The sequence below is a fragment of the Acidipropionibacterium virtanenii genome (assembly GCF_003325455.1).
In the GTDB taxonomy this organism is placed as follows: domain Bacteria; phylum Actinomycetota; class Actinomycetes; order Propionibacteriales; family Propionibacteriaceae; genus Acidipropionibacterium; species Acidipropionibacterium virtanenii.
On sequence record NZ_CP025198.1, the window covers coordinates 628,295 to 650,619 of the forward strand.

The window sequence follows — 22,325 nt, forward strand, 5'->3', positions numbered from 1 at the left end:
TCACCGGACAGCGGCTTTCCGTGCCGGCAGAGCCATGGCGTCGACCAGCCAGTCGAGGGTGACGCCGGCGTCGGCGATCTCGGCGACCAGGATCCGTGCGCAGGCCAGGGCGTCGGCGTCCGCCCGGTGGTGGGAGAAGGTCTCACCGGGGAAGTAGTGGCGGAAGACCTGGTCGAGCTTCATCGTTCCGCGTTGCCAGCCCAGCAGCCGCTGTGCGGTGCGATAGGTACACAGCCGCGGGCCGTCGAGGGTGGGGGTGCCGAGGGTGGCGGCCAGCGCGTTCCAGACACTGAAGTCGAAGGCCATGTTGTGGGCCACCACCGGGCCGTCGCCGATCATCTCCAGATACTCGTCGACGACGTCCTCCCAGCCCGGGGCGTCGGCCACCTCGACAGGGAGGATGCCGTGGATGGAGATGTTCATCGGGTGGAAGGAGTCCTTGCCGGCCGGCGGATGGAGGAGATGGGCCTTCTCCTCGATGACCCGGCCCTCCTCGTCCATCGTCACCGCCGCTATCGAACAGGCCGAGGCGCGCTCACGGTTGGCGGTCTCGAAGTCGATGGCGGTGAATGTGGTCATGGGGCCTCCTTGCGCCCAAGTCTGCCCTGACGGCCCGACATCCGTCGCATCGGGGGACGGCGGCGACAGGTTCGGGCCGGTCTGGGCGAGACGAGAATCCCGCTCAACGGCCCTTCTCAGCGGCAGGTTCAGGGGTTCAGTGCAACACCCGGGAGTGAGAGGTGTTGTGATGAGTCGTTGGCCACAGTTGGGTGAGTGGGTGCGGTTGCAGGTCCTGGACCTGGTGGGCCAGGGCATGTCGGCAATCGCCGCCTGTCGGCGTGCCGGGGTGTCCCAGGATCTGGGCGGTCGATGGATCCGTGAGGCCGGTATCAGTCTGGCTCGGGGCCACAATGGCGGGATGACAGGTGCCTATGTCGCCCAGGCTGTCGAGTTCCCCCAGGTCCGTCCCTCTCATGGGGCCCGGCTGGACCTGGCCGACCGGACCCTGATCCATGTCTACTGGTCCCAGGGACGGTCAATGCGCCAGATCGCCGCCGAGCTCGGGGTCGCGCCCTCCACGATCTGTCGGGAGATCGCCCGGGGATCGACGGCGGTGGGTTACCGGGCCCCGACCGCCCAGGAGCGGGCCGACCGGATGCGGGCCCGGCCCAAGCCCCGGAAACTGGATGCCGATCCGCTGCTGCGCGCCCGGGTCATCGAGGGCCTGAACGCCGGCTGGTCACCCGAGCAGGTCTCCGGACGCCTGGAACGCTGGTGGGGTAAAGAGGCTGCGGTGAGCCACGAGACGATCTATCAGGCCCTCTACGTCCAGGGCGCCGGGTCACTGCGTCACGAACTGGAGGTGGCCTCCGCCCTGCGCAGTGGGCGGAAGGGCCGTAAACCCCGTTCCAAGCTGCCCGCCCGCGGCAACCGGCCCTGGGTCACCGGCCACGAGATCACCACCCGTCCCCCACAAGCCGATGACCGGGCGGTGCCCGGCCACTGGGAGGGGGACCTGATCATCGGGGCCGGCGGGGCCAACGCGGTCATCACCCTGGTCGAACGCCGGTCCAGGACCCTGTTGATGTCCCGGCTGCCGACAGACCACGACTCGGCGACCGTCGCCGAGGCGCTGGCCGGCCTGATCGCCGGGCTGCCCGACCAGGTCCAGATCACGACACTGACCTGGGACCAGGGCACCGAGATGGCCCAGAGTCCCGGGTTCGCCATGGCCAGCCATATCGACGTGTTCTTCTGCGATCCGCACTCGCCCTGGCAGCGACCCACCAATGAGAACACCAACGGTCTGATCCGTCAGTACTTCCCCAAGGGCACCGACTTCTCCCAGATCACCGACGAGCAGATCGCCCAGGTCCAGGACCTCCTCAACGACCGACCCCGCAAAGTCCTGGGATACGCCACTCCCCGCGAGATACTCTTCGAACAGTTCACTGTTGCACTCACCGATTGAATCCGCCAGCCCGATCGGGACGAGAACCCCGGTTGAGCGGGAAATCCGGGACGTGAATGCCGGTTCAGTCGCGCTCCATCTGCAGGATCTTTCCCGTGGCCATGTCCACCTTCACCTCGATGCGGCCTTGATCGCTGCCCTCGATCTCGACCTCCCAGGCCTCGGTGCCGCGGTAGTGGTCACGTTCGACGCTGATCACCCGGCCGCCGTATTTGTCGGTGGCGATGCGCCCGGCCTCGTCGGTGCCGATCCTCGCCGACGGAGTGCTGGTGGCGATCGTGGAACCCGACGGCTGGGCGGATGCGGAGGGCTGGGCCGTGCCGGTCGACGGCGCCGAGGATTCGGCCGGGGCCCCGGAGGCCGATGCAGACGAGGGCTGGGAGGGGGTCGACGGGGACTCTCCCTCCGACGAACATCCCGCGACTGCGAGCAGGGCTGCGATGGCCAGCGTGCAGGAGATGCGTGTCGTATTCATACCCCGACCATAGGTACGGATCGCGGCGCCGGCCAGAGGTCGACGAGATGGCAGGACGGGTGTGGGAGGATCTGGCCATGGATGATCTCGCGTCCGTGCTGGCCGGGGCCCGCAGGGCGGTCTTCTTCGGCGGTGCCGGGGTCTCGACCGAATCGGGAATCCCCGATTTCCGGTCGGCGGGAGGGCTCTACACCACGGCTCACGACCTTCCCCACCCGGCCGAGTACATGCTCAGCCACGAGTGCTTCGTCGAGGAGCCGGAGACCTTCATGGACTTCTACCGGCACTATCTCGTACATCCTGATGCCCGGCCCAACCGTGCCCACCGGGGGCTGGCGGCGATGGAGGAGCAGGGCCGGCTGGCGGCCGTCGTCACGCAGAATATCGACGGCCTGCACCAGGACGCCGGCTCCTCCAGAGTGATCGAGCTGCACGGCTCGGTGCACCGCAACTACTGCCTGGGGTGTGGCCGCCATTACGGCCTGGAGGCCATCATGCGGGGCACGGGGATCACCCGCTGCCAGGCCTGCGGGCAGATGATCCGCCCCGACGTCGTGCTTTACGACGAGATTCTGGACCGGGCCGTCATCGACGACGCCCTGGCCACCATCCAGGCCGCTGACGTGCTGGTTGTCGGTGGGACCTCGCTCAATGTGTACCCGGCCGCCGGCATGATCCGCTTCTTCAACGGCACATGCTTGGTGCTCATCAACCTTGAGGCGACGCCCTTCGACGACGAGGCTGACATCGTCATCCACGAACCGATCGGCGAGTCGCTCGGACGGGCCCTCGGCGTCGAGTAGCCACGGGGCCCGCGCCAGCGGACCCGGCAGAGATTGTGACGTTGTGGGGCGAACTCGCCTCACACAATCACAATGATCAGGACCTGTGACGGCTCAGACCCCGATGCCGAGCCGCTCGGCCACCTCGGCCCCGCCCGCGGAGGCGATGAGACGCGGATCGCCCACCACCACGAGCAGATCCGTGGCCCTCGACATGCCCACGTAGAGGCGCTCGGCCGCACGTTCGCTCACCGACGACTCGTTGACGCACAGCACCACCACGCGCCGCTCCAGGCCCTTGAACCCCAGCACGTGGCCGTAGAAGACGTCGTCCTCGTCCAAGGTCTCCCAGTAGTCGCGCGCTCCCAGCTCGTCCTGCCGCTCCTTCTGGACGGGGTGGCGCCGCCCGGTGGTGAGCAGCGCGATGTCCCCGGCCTGCCAGCCGTCGGCGAACAGGGCCTCGACGGCGTCGTCGGCTGATCCGATGGCGTCGTCGCCGGCTGCCGGGATGAACTCGACCTCCGGCCCCTCACCGCCGCGCGCCGACAGCCCGGTGGGGGCCAGAGGCTCGAAACAGCGGGCGATCTGCCGGGTGTTGCGCAGATTGTGGTCCAGCACCAGCGGCACCAGGCGAACAGGCGGGCGGCCGTAACGGGGGAAGACGCGCTGCTGCTCGTCGGAGTAGACGTAGAGGCCGCCTGCCTCCTCGTCGCGCAGGGCCCGCAGTATCGGCGTCCACCAGTTCTCGGCGAAGTCCTGGGCCTCGTCGACGATCACGGCGTCGAACTTCTTCCCGTCGGTCAGCCCGAGGGCCGCCTCCGCCATCTCCTCGGGAAGACGGCGCTCCCAGAAGTCGGAGTCGTCGCGTCCGGCGGCCTCGATCCCCCAGGACCGCCCGAGGTCCTCGAAGGTACCGACGAAGGCCGGCTGCTTCTTGCGCGGTCCGGTGAGCAGGCTCTTGCGCAGATGGGCGGCCAGACCGTAGGAGTAGCACAGCACGGCGATGCGTTCCGCCTTGCCATAGCGGCCGGAGGCGAGATCGCGGGCCTGGCGGACGGCCATCACGGTCTTGCCGGATCCGGCTCCGCCGCGCACCTCGACGCGGGGGATGAGCCGGGTCACCGACAACAGCGTCGCCTGCTCCTCGGTGAGATGGTCGGAGAGTCGCCGGCGGTCTCCGGCCAGGGCGCGGACGTCTCTGTCCGGGAGGTTGCGGCCGCACAGGATCGCCTCGATGGTGGCGACGTCGTGCGCGTCGGGGATTGCGGCGTCGGCGGCGTGAAGGCTCGTGGTGTCCCAGATCCGCTCGCCGACATCGGGCAGGTCGGCGCGTCCGGAGATCTGCCAGCGTGGGCATTCGGGCAGGCTGAAGTCGGCCTTGACGTCGGTGTAGGGCAGGACGACGTGGTGGGAGAACCGCAGTCGGCGTCCAGGTCGGCGAGGGTCGGCGGACAGGTAGCGGCGCAGGGCGTGGTCGGCGAGCATCGCCTGGTTGACGGGGTCGATGGCGGCGGTGGTGCCGCCGCGGTTGATGAGCCACGACTCGCCGTCGTGCCAGACGTGTGAGCCCTTGACCTCGATGGTGACGACGCCGGAGCCCGGCATCAGCGCGATCAGATCGGCCTCGTGATCCTTGTGCTCATCGGAGATGCGCTGGTTGGTGAGCAGCACGCAGTCGTCGGGCAGCTGGCGGGCCAACCGTTGCCAGACGTCCCGCTCCGAATCGGTGACGAAGGTGGGCCGGTCCGGGACTGTGCGCGCCGTCATGGGGTCACCGTAGCGGGTCGATGCTGGCAGTATGAGCGGATTTCCGAGCCGGGCATGCGTCCACGGGTGGCTGGGGCACGGGTGAATAAGGCGATGACAACGCTATATGGATGCTGAGGAAGAACTGTCAGAGGCCCTCTCTAGAGTGAGGGCCGTCGACGATGCAGGTCGACGCCGCGAGGAAGCAGGAGGACGGCGATGAGACGCCCGGCATTGGGGACGATCGGGGGTCTGGGTTCGCACCCGCTCAACAAGTTGCCGTGCCGCGAGCCGATGCTGCCGTTCGAGGCGGGTGGAGTTGTTGAAACGGGTTCCGCCGAGACCGATGACGCGGTCACCGATGGCCCCGGGGCCCCAGAGGCGAGGGAAAACACCGATCCTCCCGCGCTCGAGGAACTCGAGTACGAACCCGAGACGGAACCGGACGGCGACGACCAGATGGGGTACGTCGGCGGTACCGCGTCGCGGGCCTTGCCGGTCGATGACGATGATGTTGATGATGTCGATCTTCCCGAGCTGACCGACGATCCCTGGACGATGAAGCCCGGTACGAGACTGTGGGCCTGGCAGCGCGACGCAGTCGATGCCTGGAACACCGGCGACCACGTTGGCATCGTGCAGGCCGTCACCGGAACCGGCAAGACCATGGTCGGCGTCGTGGCCATTGCACAGGCCTTGAGGACCGGCCGGAGATGCGTGGTCCTGGTGCCGAGCGATCACCTGGTCAAGCAGTGGGTCCGTGCCCTGAGGCTGCTCCTTCCGAACGCGATTCTGGCCGAGAAGGCTGAGGAGAAGCCGATCTGGGATGTCCGCGTCTCCACCGTCCAGACGGCCATGAGCCACACCTTCCTGATGCGCCGCGAGGCGGGCATGGTGGTTGCCGATGAGTGCCACCGCTACGGCGCACCGGCCTACTCGGTGGCGCTGCGGCCCGGATACGACTGGCGGCTCGGGTTGAGCGCCACGGTCGAAAGGGAGGATGACGGGGACGAGATCCTGAAGGCCTACTTCCGTCGCGTCTCCTTCGATCTCGGGTATCAGAGAGCGGTGGAGGACAACCTCATCGCCCCCTACGACATCGCCCTGGTGGGGGTTCCGCTGGAGGCCTCCGAGAACGCCGAGTACCGACGGCTCACCGATGAGATGAGTGCGAAGGCGACGCAACTCAAGGACATCGCCGGCGTCCCGTCCGAACCCGTCTCCGTGTTCATGGCGCAGGTGAGTGAACTGGCGAGGGACCATTCCTCGATGTGGCACGGGCTGGCGAGCGCCTATCTCGCCCGATTCGCTGGGCGCAAGGACCTGCTCGCCGGTACACGGATGAAGCAGAAGGTACTGCGAATCCTGGCTCCGGTTGTCAGCAGGTCGCACGGTTCGCTGGTGTTCACCCAGACCAAGGAGTCCGCGCGGTCGGCGGCCGAACTTCTGGGGAGAGAGGGCATCTCGTCGGGGGCAGTCCATTCGGGGCAGGGCGCCGACGAGCGCGAGGAGAGCATATTCGAGTTCGCGGCGGGAGTGACGCAGGCGCTCGCCGCGCCCCGGGTGCTCGATGAGGGAGTCGACGTGCCCGGCGCCGACCTCGGAGTGGTCGTCGCATCGAACAGGTCACGACGACAGATGATCCAGCGGATGGGCCGCGTGCTGCGCCGCAAGAACGGCGATCGCCCTGCCCGGTTCGTCGTCATGTACGCCATTGACACCGTCGAGGATCCGCATCACTTCGGTGAGATGCCGGCCTTCTTCAAGGAGTCGTTGCCCTGGGCCAGACAGTGGGAGGAGTTCGACCTCGGCGTCGCAGGGGAGTCGGTGCGACTGCTGGAGTTCCTCGGTGTCACCCAGGAGCAGCCCGAATGGGAGTCGGAGCGGGAGGGGCTCATCGGTCGCGGTCCTGGCATCGAGGGCGGACCGGAGCCGGGCGGGCCGGTCGGGACGACGCCGGTCGAGGTCACAACGACCCGTCCCGGAACGGGCCGGAATCGTGACACGGACGATCAGTCGCCGCAGCCGGTGGGGGAGAACGACGAGCCGACTGTCACCATCGCGGCTCCGGCCACAGATGACGCCGCCGGTTGGGAGGATGCGGACTGGGATGACGACGAGGAGCTTCTGGGCGGGATCCGGATCAGCGACGACATCGTCCGCGACTATCTGCGTCAGATCGGCCGGTACCGGCTTCTCCGCGGGGGCAAGGAGGAGGCCGCCCTCGCGCGTCGGATCGAGTGTGGTGTGTACGCCTCACATCTGCTCGACATCGGAGCCTGGGATGCCGCCGCGACTCGTGCCGATTTGGAACTCCTGGCCGGTCAAGGCACGGTTGCGTTCGAGCAGATGGTGACGGCGAATCTGCGTCTGGTGGTGTCGGTCGTGAAGAGGACGGTGGGCACCGGATTGGAATTCATCGACCGTATCCAGGAAGGGAATGTCGGTCTGATCCATGCGGTGCAGAAATTCGACTACAGCAAGGGATACAAATTCTCCACCTATGCCACCTGGTGGATCAAGCAGGCCGTGACCAGGGCGACAGCGGCTCAGGGGTCGACTATCCGCATCCCCGTGCACTTCGGCGAGCGGATCAACAAGGCCAGGAACTGGCTGAGGGATCACGATCTCGAGTGGGGGGACTGTTCAAAATCCTGCACCGATGGAATACCGGAACTCGAGATCTCCTACGACGAACTGGTGCGCATGAGCCGGATGGCGCGCCCGCTGGTGAGCATCGAGTCCCTGTACGAACTCGTATCCGATTCGGTGGAGATGACGCCGATCCACGGTGACGGCCCTGTGGTGCCGGGTCTCCATGGTGACCCGAACACGCCTTTCGTGTGGAAGGCGATGGAGATCCTCCAGTTCGAGGATCCGCGAGAGGCGCGGATCCTCATGCTGCGGTGGGGATTCGAGACCGGGGAGCCGGAGACGCTGGATGCGATCGGAGGAGTCTTCGGGGTGACCCGTGAGCGGATCCGGCAGCTGGAGAAGCTGGGGATCGAAAGGGTTCGGGACATCGTTCGGGAGAATGCTGCAGGCCAGATACCGGAGAACCGCCCCACCTCTGCAATTCCAGTGCACGATAAGAGGCAGGGTCTCCATTCACGAATCAAGGCGCACGGTAAGAGTCAACGTCGAAAATCGGCAAAGGTGGGTTCCTGATTCGTCTGATGAATTCTGCCGCTGGCCAGCGTCGCCGCCCAAGCAGGCCCGTAGCTGATAGGCACCGGATCACACCCTCACCACGGCGTCCGCCCTGGATCTGGTGGAGCGGATCAGGGTGGCATTGCGCTCGTCCGGGCCACCGGCCCAGGCGACCGCGGCGTCATGGGGTTTGCCGAACTGCTCGTGGCGGGACACCAGACGCTGCATCCGCACGTCCTCGTCCACATCGATGAACCATGTCTCGGTCAGCAGTCCGGGAAGCAGATTCCACGGCTCCTCGTCAACGAGCAGGTAATTCCCCTCGACGATCACCAGCGGCACATCCCGCGGCACCGCGATCGCCCCGGCGACCCCGTTGTGGAGATCCCGCCGGTACTCCGGGGCATAGGTGATCGGCTCGGCGGCCTCGGCCAGGCGTCTCGCCAGGGCCACGAAACCCCACGCGTCGAAGGTGTCGGGGGCTCCCTTTCGGTCCGCCCTGCCCAACTCCTCCAGCCGGGTCTGCGCCAGGTGGAACCCGTCCATCGGCACAACCGCAGCCCGATCACCGAGGACGCCGCGGATCCGCGCGGACAGCGTCGACTTCCCGGCCCCCGGCTCCCCGGTGATCCCCACAAGATGCCGCGTTCCGGAAGCGGCGAGCGATACCGCTCGGGCGATCGCCTGGTCGGTGGTCAACTTCACGAAGCTCAACTCCACGAATCCCGACTCCACGGTGCCTCCTCGTCGATGATGCACGAGTCAGCCTTGCACACCGGCCTCTCCCGCTCGACCCCTCCGAATCCCCGATGCCCCCGAGCGCCGGGCTAGTACTGTGTCTCCAACGTGTCAGCCGACTTCCCACAGCTGCGAAGCCAAATCCGTGATCGGGGCCCTGAACCGATCGCCCCTCGAAGGAGAGACGCCATGATCGACGACGGACCATACCTGCTGGGCATCGACTACGGCACCGAGTCGTGCCGGGTCGCGATCTTCGATCTTCAGGGACACCCGTTGGCGTTCGCGGCGACGCCCTACCAGACGAGGTTCCCGCACCCGGCCTGGGCCGAGCAGGACCCCGACGAGTGGTGGCTCGCCCTCCAGGCCTCCGCCCACCGGGCCATCGCGGCCGCCGGCATCTCGCCGGCGGCGATCGCGGGCATCTCCTACGACGCCACCACCTTCACCCTGGTCTCGATGGACGCCAAGGGCGAATCCATCCGTCCGGCCATCATGTGGATGGACAACCGCGCCACCGCCCAGGCCGCCCGCGCAGAGCAGTCCGACTCTGCGGCCCGCCTGGTCAACAATGGCGGCAAGGGCGCGGCCCCCGCCGAGGCCTTCCCCTTCAAGGCCGCCTGGCTGCGTGAGAACGAGCCCGACAACTACGTCCGCGCCGCCCACCTCGTCGACGCCGCGGACTGGCTGACCTACAAACTCACCGGCGAGTGGACCACCAACATCCACTCCAACTCGCTGCGGGGCTACTACGACCGGGCCCGCGGCGGCTGGCCCGCCGACTTCTTCGCCGCGGTGGGCGCCGACGACCTGCTCGACAAGGTCCCCGAGCGCGTCCTCAACGTCGGCGACCAGGTCGGCACGCTGGCCTCGATCCCCGCCCAGCTGCTGGGTCTTCGCCCCGGCATCCCGGTCGCCCAGGGACTGTGCGACGCCGGTGCGGGCCAGATCGGCCTGGGCGTCGTGGCGCCCGGCGACATGGCGCTGATCACCGGCTCCTCCCACGTCCTCTACGGCCAGATGACCTCCGAGATCCACGGCGAGGGCTTCTGGGGCTCCTACACCGACGCCGTGGTGCCCGGCCAGTACACCGTGGAGGGTTCGGGGGTCTCCACCGGATCGGTGCTCAAGTGGTTCAAGGACAACTTCGCCTCCGACATCGCCTCGGCCGCCGAGAAGGTCGGACTCAACCCCTACGACGTCCTCAACACCCAGTCCGCCGACATCCCGATCGGCTCCGACGGGCTGATCGTCAACGAGTACTTCCAGGGCAACCGCACCCCCTACACCGACTCCAAGGCCCGCGGCATCATGTGGGGACTGTCGCTGGCCCACACCCCGGCCCACGTCTACCACGCCATCCAGGAGGCCATCGCCTTCGGCACCGCCAACAGCCTGATCGCCATGACCGACGCCGGCTTCGGCCCCACCAAGATGGTGGCCTGCGGCGGTGCGACCAAGAGCCGGGCCTGGATGCAGATGCACTCCGACGTCACCGGGGTGCCGATCGCACTGACCGAGGTCGGCGACGCCGTCGTGCTGGGTACCTGCATGGTCGCCGCCGTGGGCGCGGGCCTGTACACAGATCTCGGCGAGGCCGCCGCCAACATGGTCCACCAGATCGACATCCTCGAGCCCGACGCCGACCGTCACCAGGAGTACGGCTTCTACCTCGACCGGTACCGCCGCTCCTTCCCACTCATGCAGAGGCTCATCCACGAGGTCGTCGACCACGAGGCCGCCAAACACTGAGATCCGGTATCACGTGTCGGTGCGATCGGCTGAGGGCTGCGGATCTCCCGAACGTGATACCGGGCGGTGACAGGGGGGGGCACCGGCTCTGTCGAGTTGATGCGCAATGACGGACATCAACTCGACAGAGCTTCGAGGGCCCTTCCCTCGAATCGCGTTGGCCCTGGACCGCGCCGGCCCTAGATCACGCTGACCAGGTCGCAGACGAAGACGAGCGTCTCCTTGGGGGCGATGACGCCGGGGATGCCCTGGGCTCCGTACGCCTGGTCGAAGGGGATGACGAGCCTGCGGCGTCCACCCACCTTCATGCCCTGAACCCCCTTGTCCCAGCCGGGAATCACCTGGCCGACGCCGAGCTGGAAGGTGAGCGGCTCGCCACGGTTGTAGGAGGCGTCGAACTCGCGCCCGTTGCTCAGCGCGACGCCGACGTAGTGCACCTCGACGAGATTTCCGGCCGCCGCCTCGTCGCCGTCGCCGACGGTGATGTCCTCGATCACCAGGTCGGCAGGAGCGGAATCGGGCAGGGTCACTTCAGGCTTCTGCATGGCGCCCAGACTACGGGGTCGCCCCGACCCGGGAAGATGCCGTCCGAGCCGGCGCACAGCTGGTCGCATAGTGGTCGCCCGTTGAAGATTGCGGACGGGGCGTCCCCCGGGAATAGATATTGATGAGAGGCGTTCTCAATACCGTGGGTGGCGGAGATCGTCACCGGAGAAGGAGACGAACATGAAGAGCACGATCCATCCCGAGTACCGCCCGGTGGTCTTCCGCGATGTCTCGACGGGCGACAGCATGCTGACCCGCTCCACCGCGGCCACCGACCGGACCATGACGTGGCGCGACGGCAACACCTATCCGCTGGTGGAGACCGAGACCTCGTCGGCCAGCCACCCCTTCTACACGGGGCGCGCCACTATCGTCGACACCGCCGGACGGGTGGAGAAGTTCAACCGGCGTTACGGTCGCAGCTCGGCCCGGTGAGGCGCTGATCGGCCCCGTCCGACGACGGGCACCGACGGTCAGCCGAGATTGCGGAAGACCGGCACCGCACCGGTCGACGCCTCGGGGGCGTACCGGTAACCGCCCAGATCGAATCGCGTGACCGCCCGCGCAGAGCGCGCCCGCTCGCGCACCAGCCAGCCGGCCATCAGCCCCCGGGCGCGCTTGGCCGAGAAGGAGATCACCTTCCACCGCCCGGACTGGTCGCGGTCCTCGAAACGGGGCGAGATCACCTTGGCGCCCAACTCCGGGACGCTACGGTTGCCCTCCTCGAAGAGGCGCGACAGGCCGTCCAGATCCACTGCGGCCGAGTACTCGGCGGAAGCGAGGTTGACGATCACCTTCGCGCCGGGGGAGTCCGCCAGATCCTCGGCGACAGACCTCGTCAGACGCGGTTTCCAGAATGAGTAGAGATCGGTGCCGCGGTTGTTGGCGACTTTCACGCCCATCTCCAGGCGGTAGGGCTGGATGAGGTCCAGCGGCCGCAGGATCCCGTAGAGACCCGAGAGGATCCGCAACGTCTTGCCGGCCTCCGTCCAGTCCCGGGCGTCGAAGGTGCGCGGTTCCATGCCCTGGTAGACCGCGCCGTTGAAGGTGAGCGCAGCCGGACGGGCGTTTCGAGGGGTGAACGGCGTCGAGAAGTCGCGGTAGCGCTCGGCGTTGAGCACCGCCAGCTCCTCGGAGATCCCCATCAGTCCCCGCAGCTCGGCGATGGACTTGCCGCGCATCACCTCGATGAGCCTCTCCGACTGGTCCAGATAGCGGGGCAGGGTGGACCGGCGAGTGGTCGGGCGCGAGTCCAGGTCGAGTGATTTGGCAGGGGAGACGAGGGTCAGCACGCACCGAACCTTAGCCAACACCGCATGGCTGGCACCGGATGGCTCTACCGTCGAGGCATGCCTCGTCTCGTCGCCAAGCCGTTGCGGCTTCTGCTCGCCATGATGCTGGTCGCCACCGGGCTGGGGCTGGCTCCGGCATCGACGGCGGTGGCCTGCGCCTGCGGCGGCATCGCCACCGACCCCGCCTCGAACGCCAAGGTGGACGACGAGGCCGCGGTGATCTGGAGCGACGGTCGCACGGAGCGCATCGACATGACGCTGTCGATGACCGGGGACGCAAAGTCCGCCGCATGGTTGATGCCTGCCCCTGACGGCACGAAGCTGTCGCTGGGCGCCACCGGCGTGATGGCGCGGCTGGACGCCGCCGCGGCGCCGAAGGTCGTGACGCGCAAGAAGTACCGGCTCGCCGTCGGGTTCGGGGAGTCGAGCGGCAAGCCGGACGGCGTCCCCGCGGGTGCCGCCACCGTGGAGTCCCACGTCAGGATCGGGCCCTTCGATGTGACAACCCTGTCCGGCACGAAGGCCACCGCCATCAACGACTGGTTGAGGGCCAATGGCTTCGGCTCCCGCAATGAGCTGCTGCCGATGTTCCAGAGCTATCTGGACCAGGGTTGGAGGATCAACGCCGTCAAGCTCGTCCCCGAAGGAGCCACGAGCCTCGGCCGCACGCTTCCACCACTACGGATGACCTTCCCCGCCGAGAGGGTCGTCTACCCGATGAAGCTCTCGGGGGCAGCCACCGTCTCCCAGCGGGTGCGCATCCACCTGCTGGCGACCCGGCGGATGGAGATCGCCACCCAGGCCGCCCCGAGCAACCCTCTGAGCCTCGATTTCTCCGGCCCGATCCCGGCGGCGACGGCCGGCCTGGAGCGCGGCCTGATGGACGGCCGTGACGACCGGGTCTGGTTGACCTCCTGGTCGGGTGTGCTGGCTCCGCGCACGATCACCGACGATTACGACTTCAAGGTGGCGGCGTCCAACACCGGGTATCAGCGCCAGATCACGCAGACGCGGTATGTCGACATATCCATTCTCGAGATCATGCTGGGACTGGTCCCGGTCGGGATTCTTGTGGCCGTCGGCCTGACCCTCCTCTACTTCCGACAGAAGAAGAGGCTGGGGTGAGTCCGGGGCCGGATCAGCCGTGCTGGTCGGCCCCGGTGATCTCCTCGGCCGCCTGCGAGAAGAGCTCGGCGAAGATGCATGCCGAGTCGTGGCCGCCGGCGCCGTCATCACGGCGGATCAGCTCCGGATCGGTGGTGGCGCACTCGGGCTGAGCCCGCCAGCACCGGGTGTGGAAGCGGCACCCCGACGGCGGATTCGCCGGGGAGGGCACATCGCCCTGCAGGACGATGAGTTCCCGCGTCTCGCGGGCCTGCGGGTCGGGCACCGGCACCGCCGACATGAGCGCCTGGGTGTAGGGGTGTGTCGACCGGTCGTAGATCTGTTCCTCGTCTCCCATCTCCATGAACCTGCCCAGGTACATCACACCCACCCGGTCGGAGATGTGGCGCACCACCGACAGGTCGTGGGCGATGAACACATAGGCCAGATCGAGCTCATGCTGCAGCTTGACCAGCAGGTTCACCACCTGCGCCTGCACCGAGACGTCCAGCGCCGAGACGGGCTCGTCGCACACCAGCACCTTCGGGTTCAGGGCGATGCCACGGGCGATGCCGATGCGCTGGCGCTGACCACCGGAGAACTCGTGGGGGTACCGGTTGATGTGCTCGGGGTTGAGGCCCACCAGGTCGAGCAGCTCCTTGACCCGGTCCCGGCGCCGACCGGCCGGCACGACCTCCGGATGGATCTTGAACGGTTCGGCGATGATGTCGCCGACCGTCTTGCGGGGATCCAGGGAGGTGTACGGATCCTGGAAGACGATCTGGATGTCACGACGGAGCTTGCGCATGGCCGAGCCCTTGAGATTGGTGATCTCCTGGCCCTGGAACCTGATCGACCCGGTGGTCGGCGCCTCCAGGCTCACCAGCAGGCGCCCCAGGGTCGACTTGCCGCATCCGGACTCGCCGACGATCCCCAGCGTCTCACCGGGGAAGAGGTCGAAGGAGACCCCGTCGACTGCCTTGACATGGCCCACCGTGTGACGGATGACGCCACTGGTCAGCGGGTAGTACCTGGTGACGTCGCGCACCGACAGGATGGGCTCGACGCCCTGGTGACGGGCCGCGCGGCTCGGGGCACCGGTCAGGGTCATGGCCGGCTGCGGGGTCTCGGCCACACCCGCCTGCGGGCCGTGTTCAGACACGCTCACGATTGAGTACCTCCTGTGCGTGGTAGCAGGCCGCATAGCGGCCTGCCTCCACCTCGGTGAACGGGGGAGCGCCGTTGACCAGGCACTCGTCGGTGGCGAACCGGCAGCGAGGGTTGAACGAGCACCCCTCGGGCAGGTGCGTCAGGGAGGGCGGCAGACCGCCGATGGCGAAGAGCTGCTCGCCCTTCTGGTCGAGCCGGGGGATCGAATCGATGAGACCCACGGTGTAGGGGTGCGCCGGGTTGGCGTAGAGCCGGTGGACGTCGCAGTGCTCGACGAAGCGGCCGCAGTACATCACCGCGATGTCGTCGGCGACGTCGGCCACCACCCCCAGGTCGTGGGTGATGAGGATCAACCCCATCCCCGACTCCTCCTGGAGTTCCTTGAGCAGAGTCATGATCTGCGCCTGGACGGTGACGTCCAGAGCCGTGGTGGGCTCGTCGGCGATCAGCACCCACGGGTTCAGGGCGATCGCCATGGCGATCATGATGCGCTGGCGCATACCGCCGGAGAACTGGTGCGGATAGTTGCCCGCACGTTCCCTGGCGGCCGGTATGCGCACCCTCTCCATCAGTCTGACGGCCTGGTCCTGGGCGTCCGACCGGTTCATGCCCCGGTGCTGGCGGAACATCTCGGCGATCTGCCAGCCGACCGGGAAGACCGGGTTCAGCGAGCTGAGGGCGTCCTGGAAGATCATCGCGATGTGATCTCCGCGGACTTTCCTCATATCCTTCTCGGGCATCTTGAGCAGATCGACGCCGCAGTACTTCACCTGGCCGCCGGTGACATAGGCCGGCGGGGTGTCGAGGATGCCCATGATCGCCTGGGCGGTCACCGACTTCCCCGATCCCGACTCGCCGAGGATCGCGAGGGTCTCGCGTTCGGACAGTGAGAAATTGACGCCGTTGATGGCCTTGGCGATGCCGTCGCGGGTGCGGAACTCGACGTGGAGGTCGTCGACCTCCAGCAGCTTGCCGTCGATCGGCTTGAGGTCGAGACGTCTCGACTTTTGTGACATTCGCGCGCTCCTTCCGATCAGTGGCGCTTGGGGTCGAAGGCGCCCTGCGCGGCCTCACCCAGGAATATGAAGGCCAGCACCGCCAGCGACAGGAACATGGACGGGAACAACAGCATGAACGGCGCAGACATCACATACCCCAGCCCGGAGGCGTCCGAGATGGACACCCCCCAGGAGATGGCAGGTTCCTGCAGCCCGATGCCCAGGTAGCTCAGCGTCGCCTCGATGGCGATATAGGTGCCCAGGTTGATGGTGGCGACCACCAGCACCGGGGCCATCGCATTGGGCAGCACGTGATTGACGATGATCCGTCCCGGCTTCGCGCCCAGGGCCCTGGCGGCCTGGATGTAGTCGTGGGGCATCACCTGCAGCACCGAGGAGCGCATCAACCGGGCGATCGAGGGCCAGCCGAGCAGCGCCAGAGCACCCACCACCTTGAGCACGATCACGATGTAGGGAGTGTTCGTGTCGTTGGGGAAGGTGTAGAGGATGATGATGCCGCCGAGCAGCAGCGGGATGGCGTAGAAGACGTCGCCGATCCGGCTGAGCAGGGCGTCGAGCCAGCCGCCGCGGAAGCCTGCCACGAGGCCGACGATCGACCCGATGACGGTCGTGGCGAGGGTGGCCAGCAGGCCGACCAGGATGGACGACCGGGCGCCGTAGATGGTGCGGGAGTAGACGTCGCAGCCCTGGATGTCGGTGCCGAACCAGTGCACATTCGAGGGAATGTGACGGGCCGATCCCAGATCGCAGCTGCCGGGATCTTTGCTCGTGAACAGGCCTGGGGCGACGGCCATCGCGATGAAGAGGACGATGAGCACCCCGGAGATCCAGAACAGCGGGTTGCGCCGCAGGTCGTACCAGGCGTCGGTCCACAGGGAGCGCGGCCTGGTGCCGACCACCGGGCCGCCGGTGGTGGCGTCGATACCGGTGAGATCCTCGGCGACGGCCGATCCGGCCAGTTCTGCTCCGGAGGCGCCGATGGTGGCCTGTTCGGCCTGGTTCTTGGTGTCAGTCATGGCTGATCCTCGGGTCGAGCACCCCGTACAGCAGGTCGACGAGGAGGTTGGCGAGCAGATACACCAGCACCAGGCAGGTCACCGCGCCGACCACCGAGACGCCGTCTCGCTGATTGATGGAGCGGAAGATGAAGTTGCCGACGCCGTTGATGTTGAAGATGCGCTCGGTGACGATCGCGCCGCCCATCAGCGATCCGAAGTCGTACCCGATGTAGGTGATCACCGGGATCAGGGAATTGCGCAGGGTGTGCACCGTCACTGTCCGGAAGCTCGACAGGCCCTTCGCCTTGGCGGTGCGGACGTAGTCGGCGCGCTGGTTCTCGATGAGGTTCGCGCGGGTCAGCCGTGCGACGTAGGCCACCGACAACGAGCCCAGGACGAACCCTGGTAACAGGAGCTGGCTCCACGACCCGTCGCCGGAGGTGACCGGGAACCAGTGGAGCTTGAGCCCGAATGTCAACTGTGCCAAGGATCCGATGACGAAGGTCGGGATAGAGATGATGACCAGTGACGAGACCAGGATGAGGTAGTCGAGGAAGCGGCCGTGGGTGACGCCGGCGATGACCCCGGCGATGATGCCGACGATGATCTCGACGAGCAGCGCGATGACGGCGAGCTTGACGGTGGTCGGGTAGCGCGCAGCGAGTTCGCTGACGACGGTGTTGTCGTAGAAATTGGTGCCCAGGTCGCCGTGCAGCAGTTTGCCAAGGTAGAGGGCGTACTGCACGAGCAGCGGCTCGTCGAGGTGGTACTCGGCCCGGAAGGCCGCGACATAGGCCGGGGGGCAGGGCCGCTCACCGCAGCGGCCGGCGGTGGCGTCGCCCGGCAGGGCGAAGACGAGATAGAAGATGATGAAGGTCGCACCCAGGACGACCGGGATCATCTGCAGCAGGCGTCTGATGATGTATTTCAGCAATGGAGGCTCCTCACAACCGCGGACGGTCCGCCGGACATGAGTCCGGCGGACCGTCCCAGGTCACGCCAGGCGGCGCTGATGCGAAATCACTTGACGCTGACCGAGGTCAGGTCGTAGGCGCCGAAGGGGGTGAGCTTGACGTTCGCCACCTTGTCCGACCACCCGAACGGGGTCGAAGCGGCCCACAACGGGATGACCGGCAGGTCGGTGGCGAGCACCTTCTCCGCTGCCTGGTACTCCTTGTTCGCCTCGTCCTCGGAGGTGGCCGCGGCGGCGGACTTCAGCTTGGCGTCGAAGTCCTTGCTGGAGTAGTCGCCGTCATTGGAGGAGGCCCCTGTGGCGTACAGCGGGGTGAGGAAGTTCTCGATCGAGGGGTAGTCCATCTGCCATCCGGTACGGAAGAATCCGGACAGCTCGCGCTTGGTCACCTGATCGCGCAGGGTCTTGAAGTCGGGGGTCACCTTGAGCTGGCACTTGAGGCCGAGGTCCTTCTTCCAGCCGTTGCACACGGCCTGCGACCAGCCCTTGTGGTCGCCGTCGCCGTTCACCGCGATGGTGAGGGTGCCCTTGTAACCGCCGGCCTTGTCGTAGAGGGCCTTGGCCTTGGACTTGTCGTAGCTGCACCACTGGCCGCACTGGTTCTTCTTGTACCCGTCGACGACGGGGGAGACCCAGCCGTCGGAGGGGGTGCGGGAGCCCGCGAAGATCTGCTTGGTGATGGTGGCGCGGTCGATGTCCATCGACAGGGCCTTGCGCAGATCCAGATTCTTGAGCTGGGTGTCCTTGGTGCCCGGGGTGATCGTCTGGGTGATGCCGGACTCGCGGATGCCCCAGCGGTTCGACAGCGACTGCTTCCACTGATCATTGGTGAGCTGATCGGTGGGGATCAGATCGGTGATGTCCAGGTTGTTGGCGACCGTGTCGTTGAAGGCCGGGGCGGCGTCGTTGTAGATCTTGAAAGTGACCTTGTCGACGTGGGGCTTGTTCTTGCCCCCGTAGTACTTGTTCTTCTCGAGGGTGATCGCGGTGGCCGTGTTCCCGGTGACGGCGAACGGGCCGGCGCCGATCGGCATCTTCTTCCACTTGGCGTTCGTCGGATCCTTGAGGAAGGCGTCCGGCAGCGGGGAGAAGGCCGTGTATCCCAGGCGCACCTTGAGGTTGGAGACCTTCTCGGTGGTCTTGATGGTGAAGGTGGTGTCGTCGACCACCTTGAGACCGCTCATCTTGTCGGTCTTCGGCTTGGACTTGCACTCCTCGTCGGCGCACTGCAGGTCGGTGTAGCCGGCGATGGGCTCGAAGAAGTAGGCGTTCTGCTGGGCGTTGGGGCCGTAGGCGTCCCAGTTCCAGGCGTCGACGAAGTTGCCGGCCTTGACCTCGGTGCCGTCGGAGAACTTGTAGCCGGGGTTGAGCTTGATGGTGAAGTTCTGGTTGTCGGTGGTCTCGATCGACTTGGCGATGTCCAGCTCGGGGGCGGCCGTGTCGGAGTTGTAGTGGACCAGCTTGGCGGTCACGGCGTCGAGGACGTTGCCTCCGCAGGTCTCATTGGTGTTGGCCGGAATGAGCGGGTTCTGCGGGGTGCAACCACGCACGGTGATCGAGCCGCCGTCCTTGGCGGGCTCGGACGACGTGCTGGAGTTGCCGGTGCTTCCGGTCGAGGGGTTGTCGGCCGCGACGTCCTGTCCACAGGCCGAGAGCAGCAGCACCCCCGACAAGGACAGCGCCACGAGTGGCGTGATTCGACGCATCAATGTCTCCTCAGAGCTGTGGGACCACGCTGAGGGTGGGTCCGCGAAAAAACGTCACCCGCGTGATCTCGGTCTGGACGGCGCCCATGTGACGTCGTCGACCGCCCGGGGCCAGGGCAGCCGGGCCCGGGGCAGTTGGCAGGAGTCTGCACCGTGAACCGCGGAATGTGCAGCTCGTTAGCGTCGATGAAACAGCATCGTTAGCATTTCGCAACCAAATTGCGGCAGCCATCGAATTGCGGAACTCTGGCGTTGTGAAAATCGGGACGGCTGTGACGTCGCTAAATGTGACGAATATCACAATGCAACGTACTGTGCGCTCAGAAGAAGTCGGTCAGGTCGGGTCTGGTGTCGATCTTGTCGGCCTTGAGATTCCTGATGATCACCGAGCCGATGACGACGGCTCGCAGCCGGACGGGCAGGTCCGGGGCCAGGTCGAGCCGCTGACGTGTCGGAGCAACGGAGATCCTGGTGGTCAGACGCGCGGCGACCCGTCCGTCCTGGGCCCAGGTCACCGTCTGTGTTGGGGCCTCGCCTCTGCCGCTGATGGCGTTGAGAGCAGTGCGGGCACTGAGGCCTTCGGTGGTCTGCGAGGTCGTCAGCACCTCGCCGTTCACCTTGACGATCTGGTCGCGGGACCGGTATTTGACGGCGACGACGGCCGCCCTGGCGCCCGAGGGGTCGAGAACCTCGAAACGGTCGCGACCCGGATTGCGAGGATCGGTGACGGTGAGGACGAGGGTGTCGGCCACAACGACGCGCCAGTTGCGCTGTGCCAGGAGGCGGTGTTGTCTGGCGGGCCGGATGTCGGCGACCGGGCGGCCGGTGGGGTCGTAGATCCGCCCCCCGGCAGAATGCCGGTCCTTGATCTCATCGATGTACAGGGCGTCGGCGCCGAGCAGACCCATGGCGTCCATCATCGCTCAGGAACCACTGCTGGAGGCGGCCGCAGCCTCCTTGGCGCGGATGAGGTCGATGGCGATGACGGTGCCGATGGTCGCCCCACGGCATGACGGCGGGAGACTGGGATCCATCGAGAGCGCGTAGCGGTCGTGGCCCATGAGAGCCTCGGCAACGCCGGACAGCCGGCGTTCGATCCGCGCGGCGACCGCATCGCCGCGGCTGATGGTGAAGCTCCGGGCGAACAGGGAGCCGGTACACAGAAGCACGGTTCCGTCATTGAGGTCGGCCTGGATCTTCTTGGTGGCGAAGGTGAAGAGCTTGGTGAGGGTCGCCAGCGTCGCCCCGGAGCCGTCGGCCACGGTGTAGGAGTCCCGGGAGAAGACGTTCACCTCATCGGTGATCCGCAGCACCGGTCGGCCGTTCTCCAGGACCGCCAGTTCGCGATTGCCCCGGAACATCCGTGACAGGGCGGAGCCCTCGGTGTGGATGGTGGCCACCGGGGAGCCCCCGGCGTCGAGGATGTCGAAGTCGTTGGCGAGGAAGGACTTCACCTGCTGCAGGACGAGGAGATTCTGGTCGACGAGAGACATGGTTCCATCGTGGTCCATCCAGGAGCGGTCGCAAAGGCGCTACCGGGCTCTCCGGGGGAACCGGCTCGGGGAGAACCGGTCAGGACAGCAGGTCCGACAGGTGGCTCTTGTGCTGGAGCATCTGCGCGATGACGGCTGTTCCAAGGATGGCGCCGCGATACAGCGGCGGAAGGCTGGGGGCGAAACGGATCACCTGCCGCTCCGGCTCGGCGTCCTCGCCGGGGTTGATCACCTCCGCCGCCTTGCGATCGTCGTGAAAGAACAGGGTCGCAGCTCCGAAGCCGGCCGCCGTTGAAGTCTTGAGGCGGAATCCGTCGGCCACCTCCACGATGAGCGCGTAGGTCCCGATGGTCAGCGTGACCTTGGCGAGGCGGTGGCCTGATGCGTCCTCGATGACGAATTTGTCGCGGCCGAGGTGCCGCGGATCCCTGATGGTCATCACGGTCCGCCCGTTCTCGACGAGGCGCCAGGCCTTCGGCCCCCAGTTGATGATGTTCCTCCGGCTGGCCGCCTCGGCGACGGCGACCGGTCGCCCCGATGGCGTCCAGATGGTCAGTGGATCCCGGCTGAACGATTCCAGGCGATCGATCTGGAGAGCGTCGTGGTCGAAGAGGCTCATGCGGTCACGCTTTCTCTCGGGTGCGGGTCCGGCGCCAGTGCTGGATGACGAGATAACCGGCCGTCAGGCCGAAGGTGAGCAGCAGGATCCCGCAGATCCCGCTGGACAGGCGGTAGGGCCATGGAAGGTGGTCGGGAAGAGGCAGCATCCGCAGGACGAAGGGCTCCAGGATCGCTCCGGCCGGGATGAGGAGCCGGGCGATGAGTCCGGGGACGTCGCGGCGTCTGGCCATCGAACCGAGCATGCCCAGCGGTGCGCCGAGGATGACGGCTCCGATGAACCAGCTCTTGTTCTCCCACCAGATGGAGGAGCCCATCTGGCCGACGGCGATGCCAAGGCTGTAGTGGACCGCCAGGGCCAGCTCGCAGCTGAGGACCGCTGCAACGGCTGACCGGAGCGGCCGACGCAGACACCACCCAGCGGCGATCGCCAGGCCCGCCCAGGCGGTGCCGGAGTTGAAGACGTTGCTCACCGTCAACCGGATCGCCAGGACGGCATTCGACCGGCCGTCGATCTGGGCCCGGGTCGTGAGGTTGCTCAGCAGGGAGCAGATCGCCAGCAGGAGGCCGAGCCCCAGGGCCCTGGTCCACGCGGAGGCCAGGACCGCTCTGAGGGTCCGTGGCCTGGTGCGCTCCATGGCCCTGAATCTAGCCGACCTCCGGGCGCGCGGATGTGGCTGCCTCAAGGAGTCTGAGTCAGGTACTTGACAATTCTGAATCCGAGACGCACTCTGGGTATACGTCAGGTACCTGACAGTACATGGGAACGGAACATCACCTGGAAGGAACGA

The 22,325-nt window shown here is 66.8% G+C and carries 21 protein-coding genes; 6 read left to right on the forward strand and 15 right to left on the reverse strand.

The features are described from left to right. A complete protein-coding gene (locus JS278_RS02745) occupies positions 1–579 on the reverse strand; it encodes an exonuclease domain-containing protein (protein WP_114043865.1) in 579 nt (192 codons plus the stop codon). Positions 580–748: 169 nt separating this feature from the next. Between JS278_RS02745 and JS278_RS02750 the strand changes: the two genes are divergently transcribed. Further along, entirely contained in the window at positions 749–1,972 is a 1,224-nt protein-coding gene (locus JS278_RS02750; RefSeq protein ID WP_181833770.1) for an IS30 family transposase, read from the forward strand. A gap of 64 nt (positions 1,973–2,036) precedes the next feature. Here JS278_RS02750 and JS278_RS02755 read toward each other — a convergent pair whose 3' ends face one another. Next, positions 2,037–2,447, reverse strand: coding sequence for a PepSY domain-containing protein (locus JS278_RS02755; protein ID WP_114043867.1), 411 nt, complete (start codon positions 2,445–2,447; stop codon positions 2,037–2,039). Between the two features lie 71 nt (positions 2,448–2,518). Between JS278_RS02755 and JS278_RS02760 the strand changes: the two genes are divergently transcribed. Beyond that, on the forward strand, positions 2,519–3,250 hold the full coding sequence (locus JS278_RS02760) for an NAD-dependent protein deacylase (protein ID WP_425451487.1): 732 nt from the start codon (positions 2,519–2,521) through the stop codon (positions 3,248–3,250). A 93-nt stretch (positions 3,251–3,343) separates the two neighbouring features. On the opposite strand, the gene JS278_RS02765 is transcribed toward JS278_RS02760, so the two are convergent. Beyond that, entirely contained in the window at positions 3,344–4,996 is a 1,653-nt protein-coding gene (locus tag JS278_RS02765; protein ID WP_114043868.1) for a nuclease-related domain-containing DEAD/DEAH box helicase, read from the reverse strand. A 198-nt stretch (positions 4,997–5,194) separates the two neighbouring features. Between JS278_RS02765 and JS278_RS02770 the strand changes: the two genes are divergently transcribed. Then, positions 5,195–8,143 carry a sigma-70 family RNA polymerase sigma factor gene (locus JS278_RS02770; protein WP_114043869.1) on the forward strand — a complete coding sequence of 983 codons (2,949 nt, stop codon included), beginning with the start codon at positions 5,195–5,197 and terminating at the stop codon, positions 8,141–8,143. A gap of 69 nt (positions 8,144–8,212) precedes the next feature. Here JS278_RS02770 and JS278_RS02775 read toward each other — a convergent pair whose 3' ends face one another. Then, the gene (locus JS278_RS02775) at positions 8,213–8,860 is read right to left on the reverse strand and encodes a nucleoside/nucleotide kinase family protein (protein ID WP_245935174.1); all 648 of its coding nucleotides are present in this window, start codon (positions 8,858–8,860) and stop codon (positions 8,213–8,215) included. A gap of 192 nt (positions 8,861–9,052) precedes the next feature. On the opposite strand from JS278_RS02775, the gene JS278_RS02780 reads away from it, so the two are divergent. Continuing rightward, on the forward strand, positions 9,053–10,615 hold the full coding sequence (locus JS278_RS02780; protein ID WP_114043870.1) for an FGGY-family carbohydrate kinase: 1,563 nt from the start codon (positions 9,053–9,055) through the stop codon (positions 10,613–10,615). A 179-nt stretch (positions 10,616–10,794) separates the two neighbouring features. On the opposite strand, the gene JS278_RS02785 is transcribed toward JS278_RS02780, so the two are convergent. Continuing rightward, positions 10,795–11,160 (reverse strand): FKBP-type peptidyl-prolyl cis-trans isomerase, encoded by a 366-nt coding sequence (locus tag JS278_RS02785; RefSeq protein WP_114043871.1) that lies wholly within the window; start codon positions 11,158–11,160, stop codon positions 10,795–10,797. Positions 11,161–11,341: 181 nt separating this feature from the next. On the opposite strand from JS278_RS02785, the gene JS278_RS02790 reads away from it, so the two are divergent. Then, a complete protein-coding gene (locus JS278_RS02790; RefSeq protein ID WP_114043872.1) occupies positions 11,342–11,596 on the forward strand; it encodes a type B 50S ribosomal protein L31 in 255 nt (84 codons plus the stop codon). A 38-nt stretch (positions 11,597–11,634) separates the two neighbouring features. On the opposite strand, the gene yaaA is transcribed toward JS278_RS02790, so the two are convergent. Continuing rightward, entirely contained in the window at positions 11,635–12,453 is an 819-nt protein-coding gene (gene yaaA / locus JS278_RS02795; RefSeq protein WP_114043873.1) for a peroxide stress protein YaaA, read from the reverse strand. 57 nt (positions 12,454–12,510) lie between these two features. On the opposite strand from yaaA, the gene JS278_RS02800 reads away from it, so the two are divergent. After that, a complete protein-coding gene (locus tag JS278_RS02800; protein WP_181833810.1) occupies positions 12,511–13,578 on the forward strand; it encodes a DUF2330 domain-containing protein in 1,068 nt (355 codons plus the stop codon). 13 nt (positions 13,579–13,591) lie between these two features. Here the strand turns inward: JS278_RS02800 and JS278_RS02805 are convergent, their stop codons facing one another. The 9 genes from JS278_RS02805 to JS278_RS02845 form a co-directional block, all read right to left on the reverse strand. Further along, entirely contained in the window at positions 13,592–14,668 is a 1,077-nt protein-coding gene (locus JS278_RS02805; RefSeq protein WP_114046073.1) for an ABC transporter ATP-binding protein, read from the reverse strand. 43 nt (positions 14,669–14,711) lie between these two features. Next, positions 14,712–15,743: an ABC transporter ATP-binding protein gene (locus tag JS278_RS02810; protein WP_114043875.1), complete on the reverse strand. Its 1,032-nt coding sequence runs from the start codon at positions 15,741–15,743 to the stop codon at positions 14,712–14,714. A 17-nt stretch (positions 15,744–15,760) separates the two neighbouring features. Further along, positions 15,761–16,762, reverse strand: a complete 1,002-nt coding sequence (locus JS278_RS02815; RefSeq protein ID WP_245935175.1) for an ABC transporter permease — start codon at positions 16,760–16,762, stop codon at positions 15,761–15,763. After that, positions 16,755–17,678 carry an ABC transporter permease gene (locus tag JS278_RS02820; protein ID WP_114043876.1) on the reverse strand — a complete coding sequence of 308 codons (924 nt, stop codon included), beginning with the start codon at positions 17,676–17,678 and terminating at the stop codon, positions 16,755–16,757. The genes JS278_RS02815 and JS278_RS02820 overlap by 8 nt, the downstream gene beginning before the upstream one ends. Positions 17,679–17,764: 86 nt before the next feature. After that, positions 17,765–19,423, reverse strand: coding sequence for a peptide ABC transporter substrate-binding protein (locus tag JS278_RS02825; protein WP_114043877.1), 1,659 nt, complete (start codon positions 19,421–19,423; stop codon positions 17,765–17,767). A gap of 320 nt (positions 19,424–19,743) precedes the next feature. Next, the gene (locus JS278_RS02830; RefSeq protein WP_114043878.1) at positions 19,744–20,343 is read right to left on the reverse strand and encodes a hypothetical protein; all 600 of its coding nucleotides are present in this window, start codon (positions 20,341–20,343) and stop codon (positions 19,744–19,746) included. Between the two features lie 3 nt (positions 20,344–20,346). Then, positions 20,347–20,916, reverse strand: a complete 570-nt coding sequence (locus tag JS278_RS02835; protein ID WP_147243131.1) for an LURP-one-related/scramblase family protein — start codon at positions 20,914–20,916, stop codon at positions 20,347–20,349. 79 nt (positions 20,917–20,995) lie between these two features. Then, positions 20,996–21,535 (reverse strand): hypothetical protein, encoded by a 540-nt coding sequence (locus JS278_RS02840; RefSeq protein ID WP_114043880.1) that lies wholly within the window; start codon positions 21,533–21,535, stop codon positions 20,996–20,998. 4 nt (positions 21,536–21,539) lie between these two features. Then, positions 21,540–22,172, reverse strand: a complete 633-nt coding sequence (locus JS278_RS02845) for a hypothetical protein (RefSeq protein WP_114043881.1) — start codon at positions 22,170–22,172, stop codon at positions 21,540–21,542. Positions 22,173–22,325 lie beyond the last annotated feature (153 nt).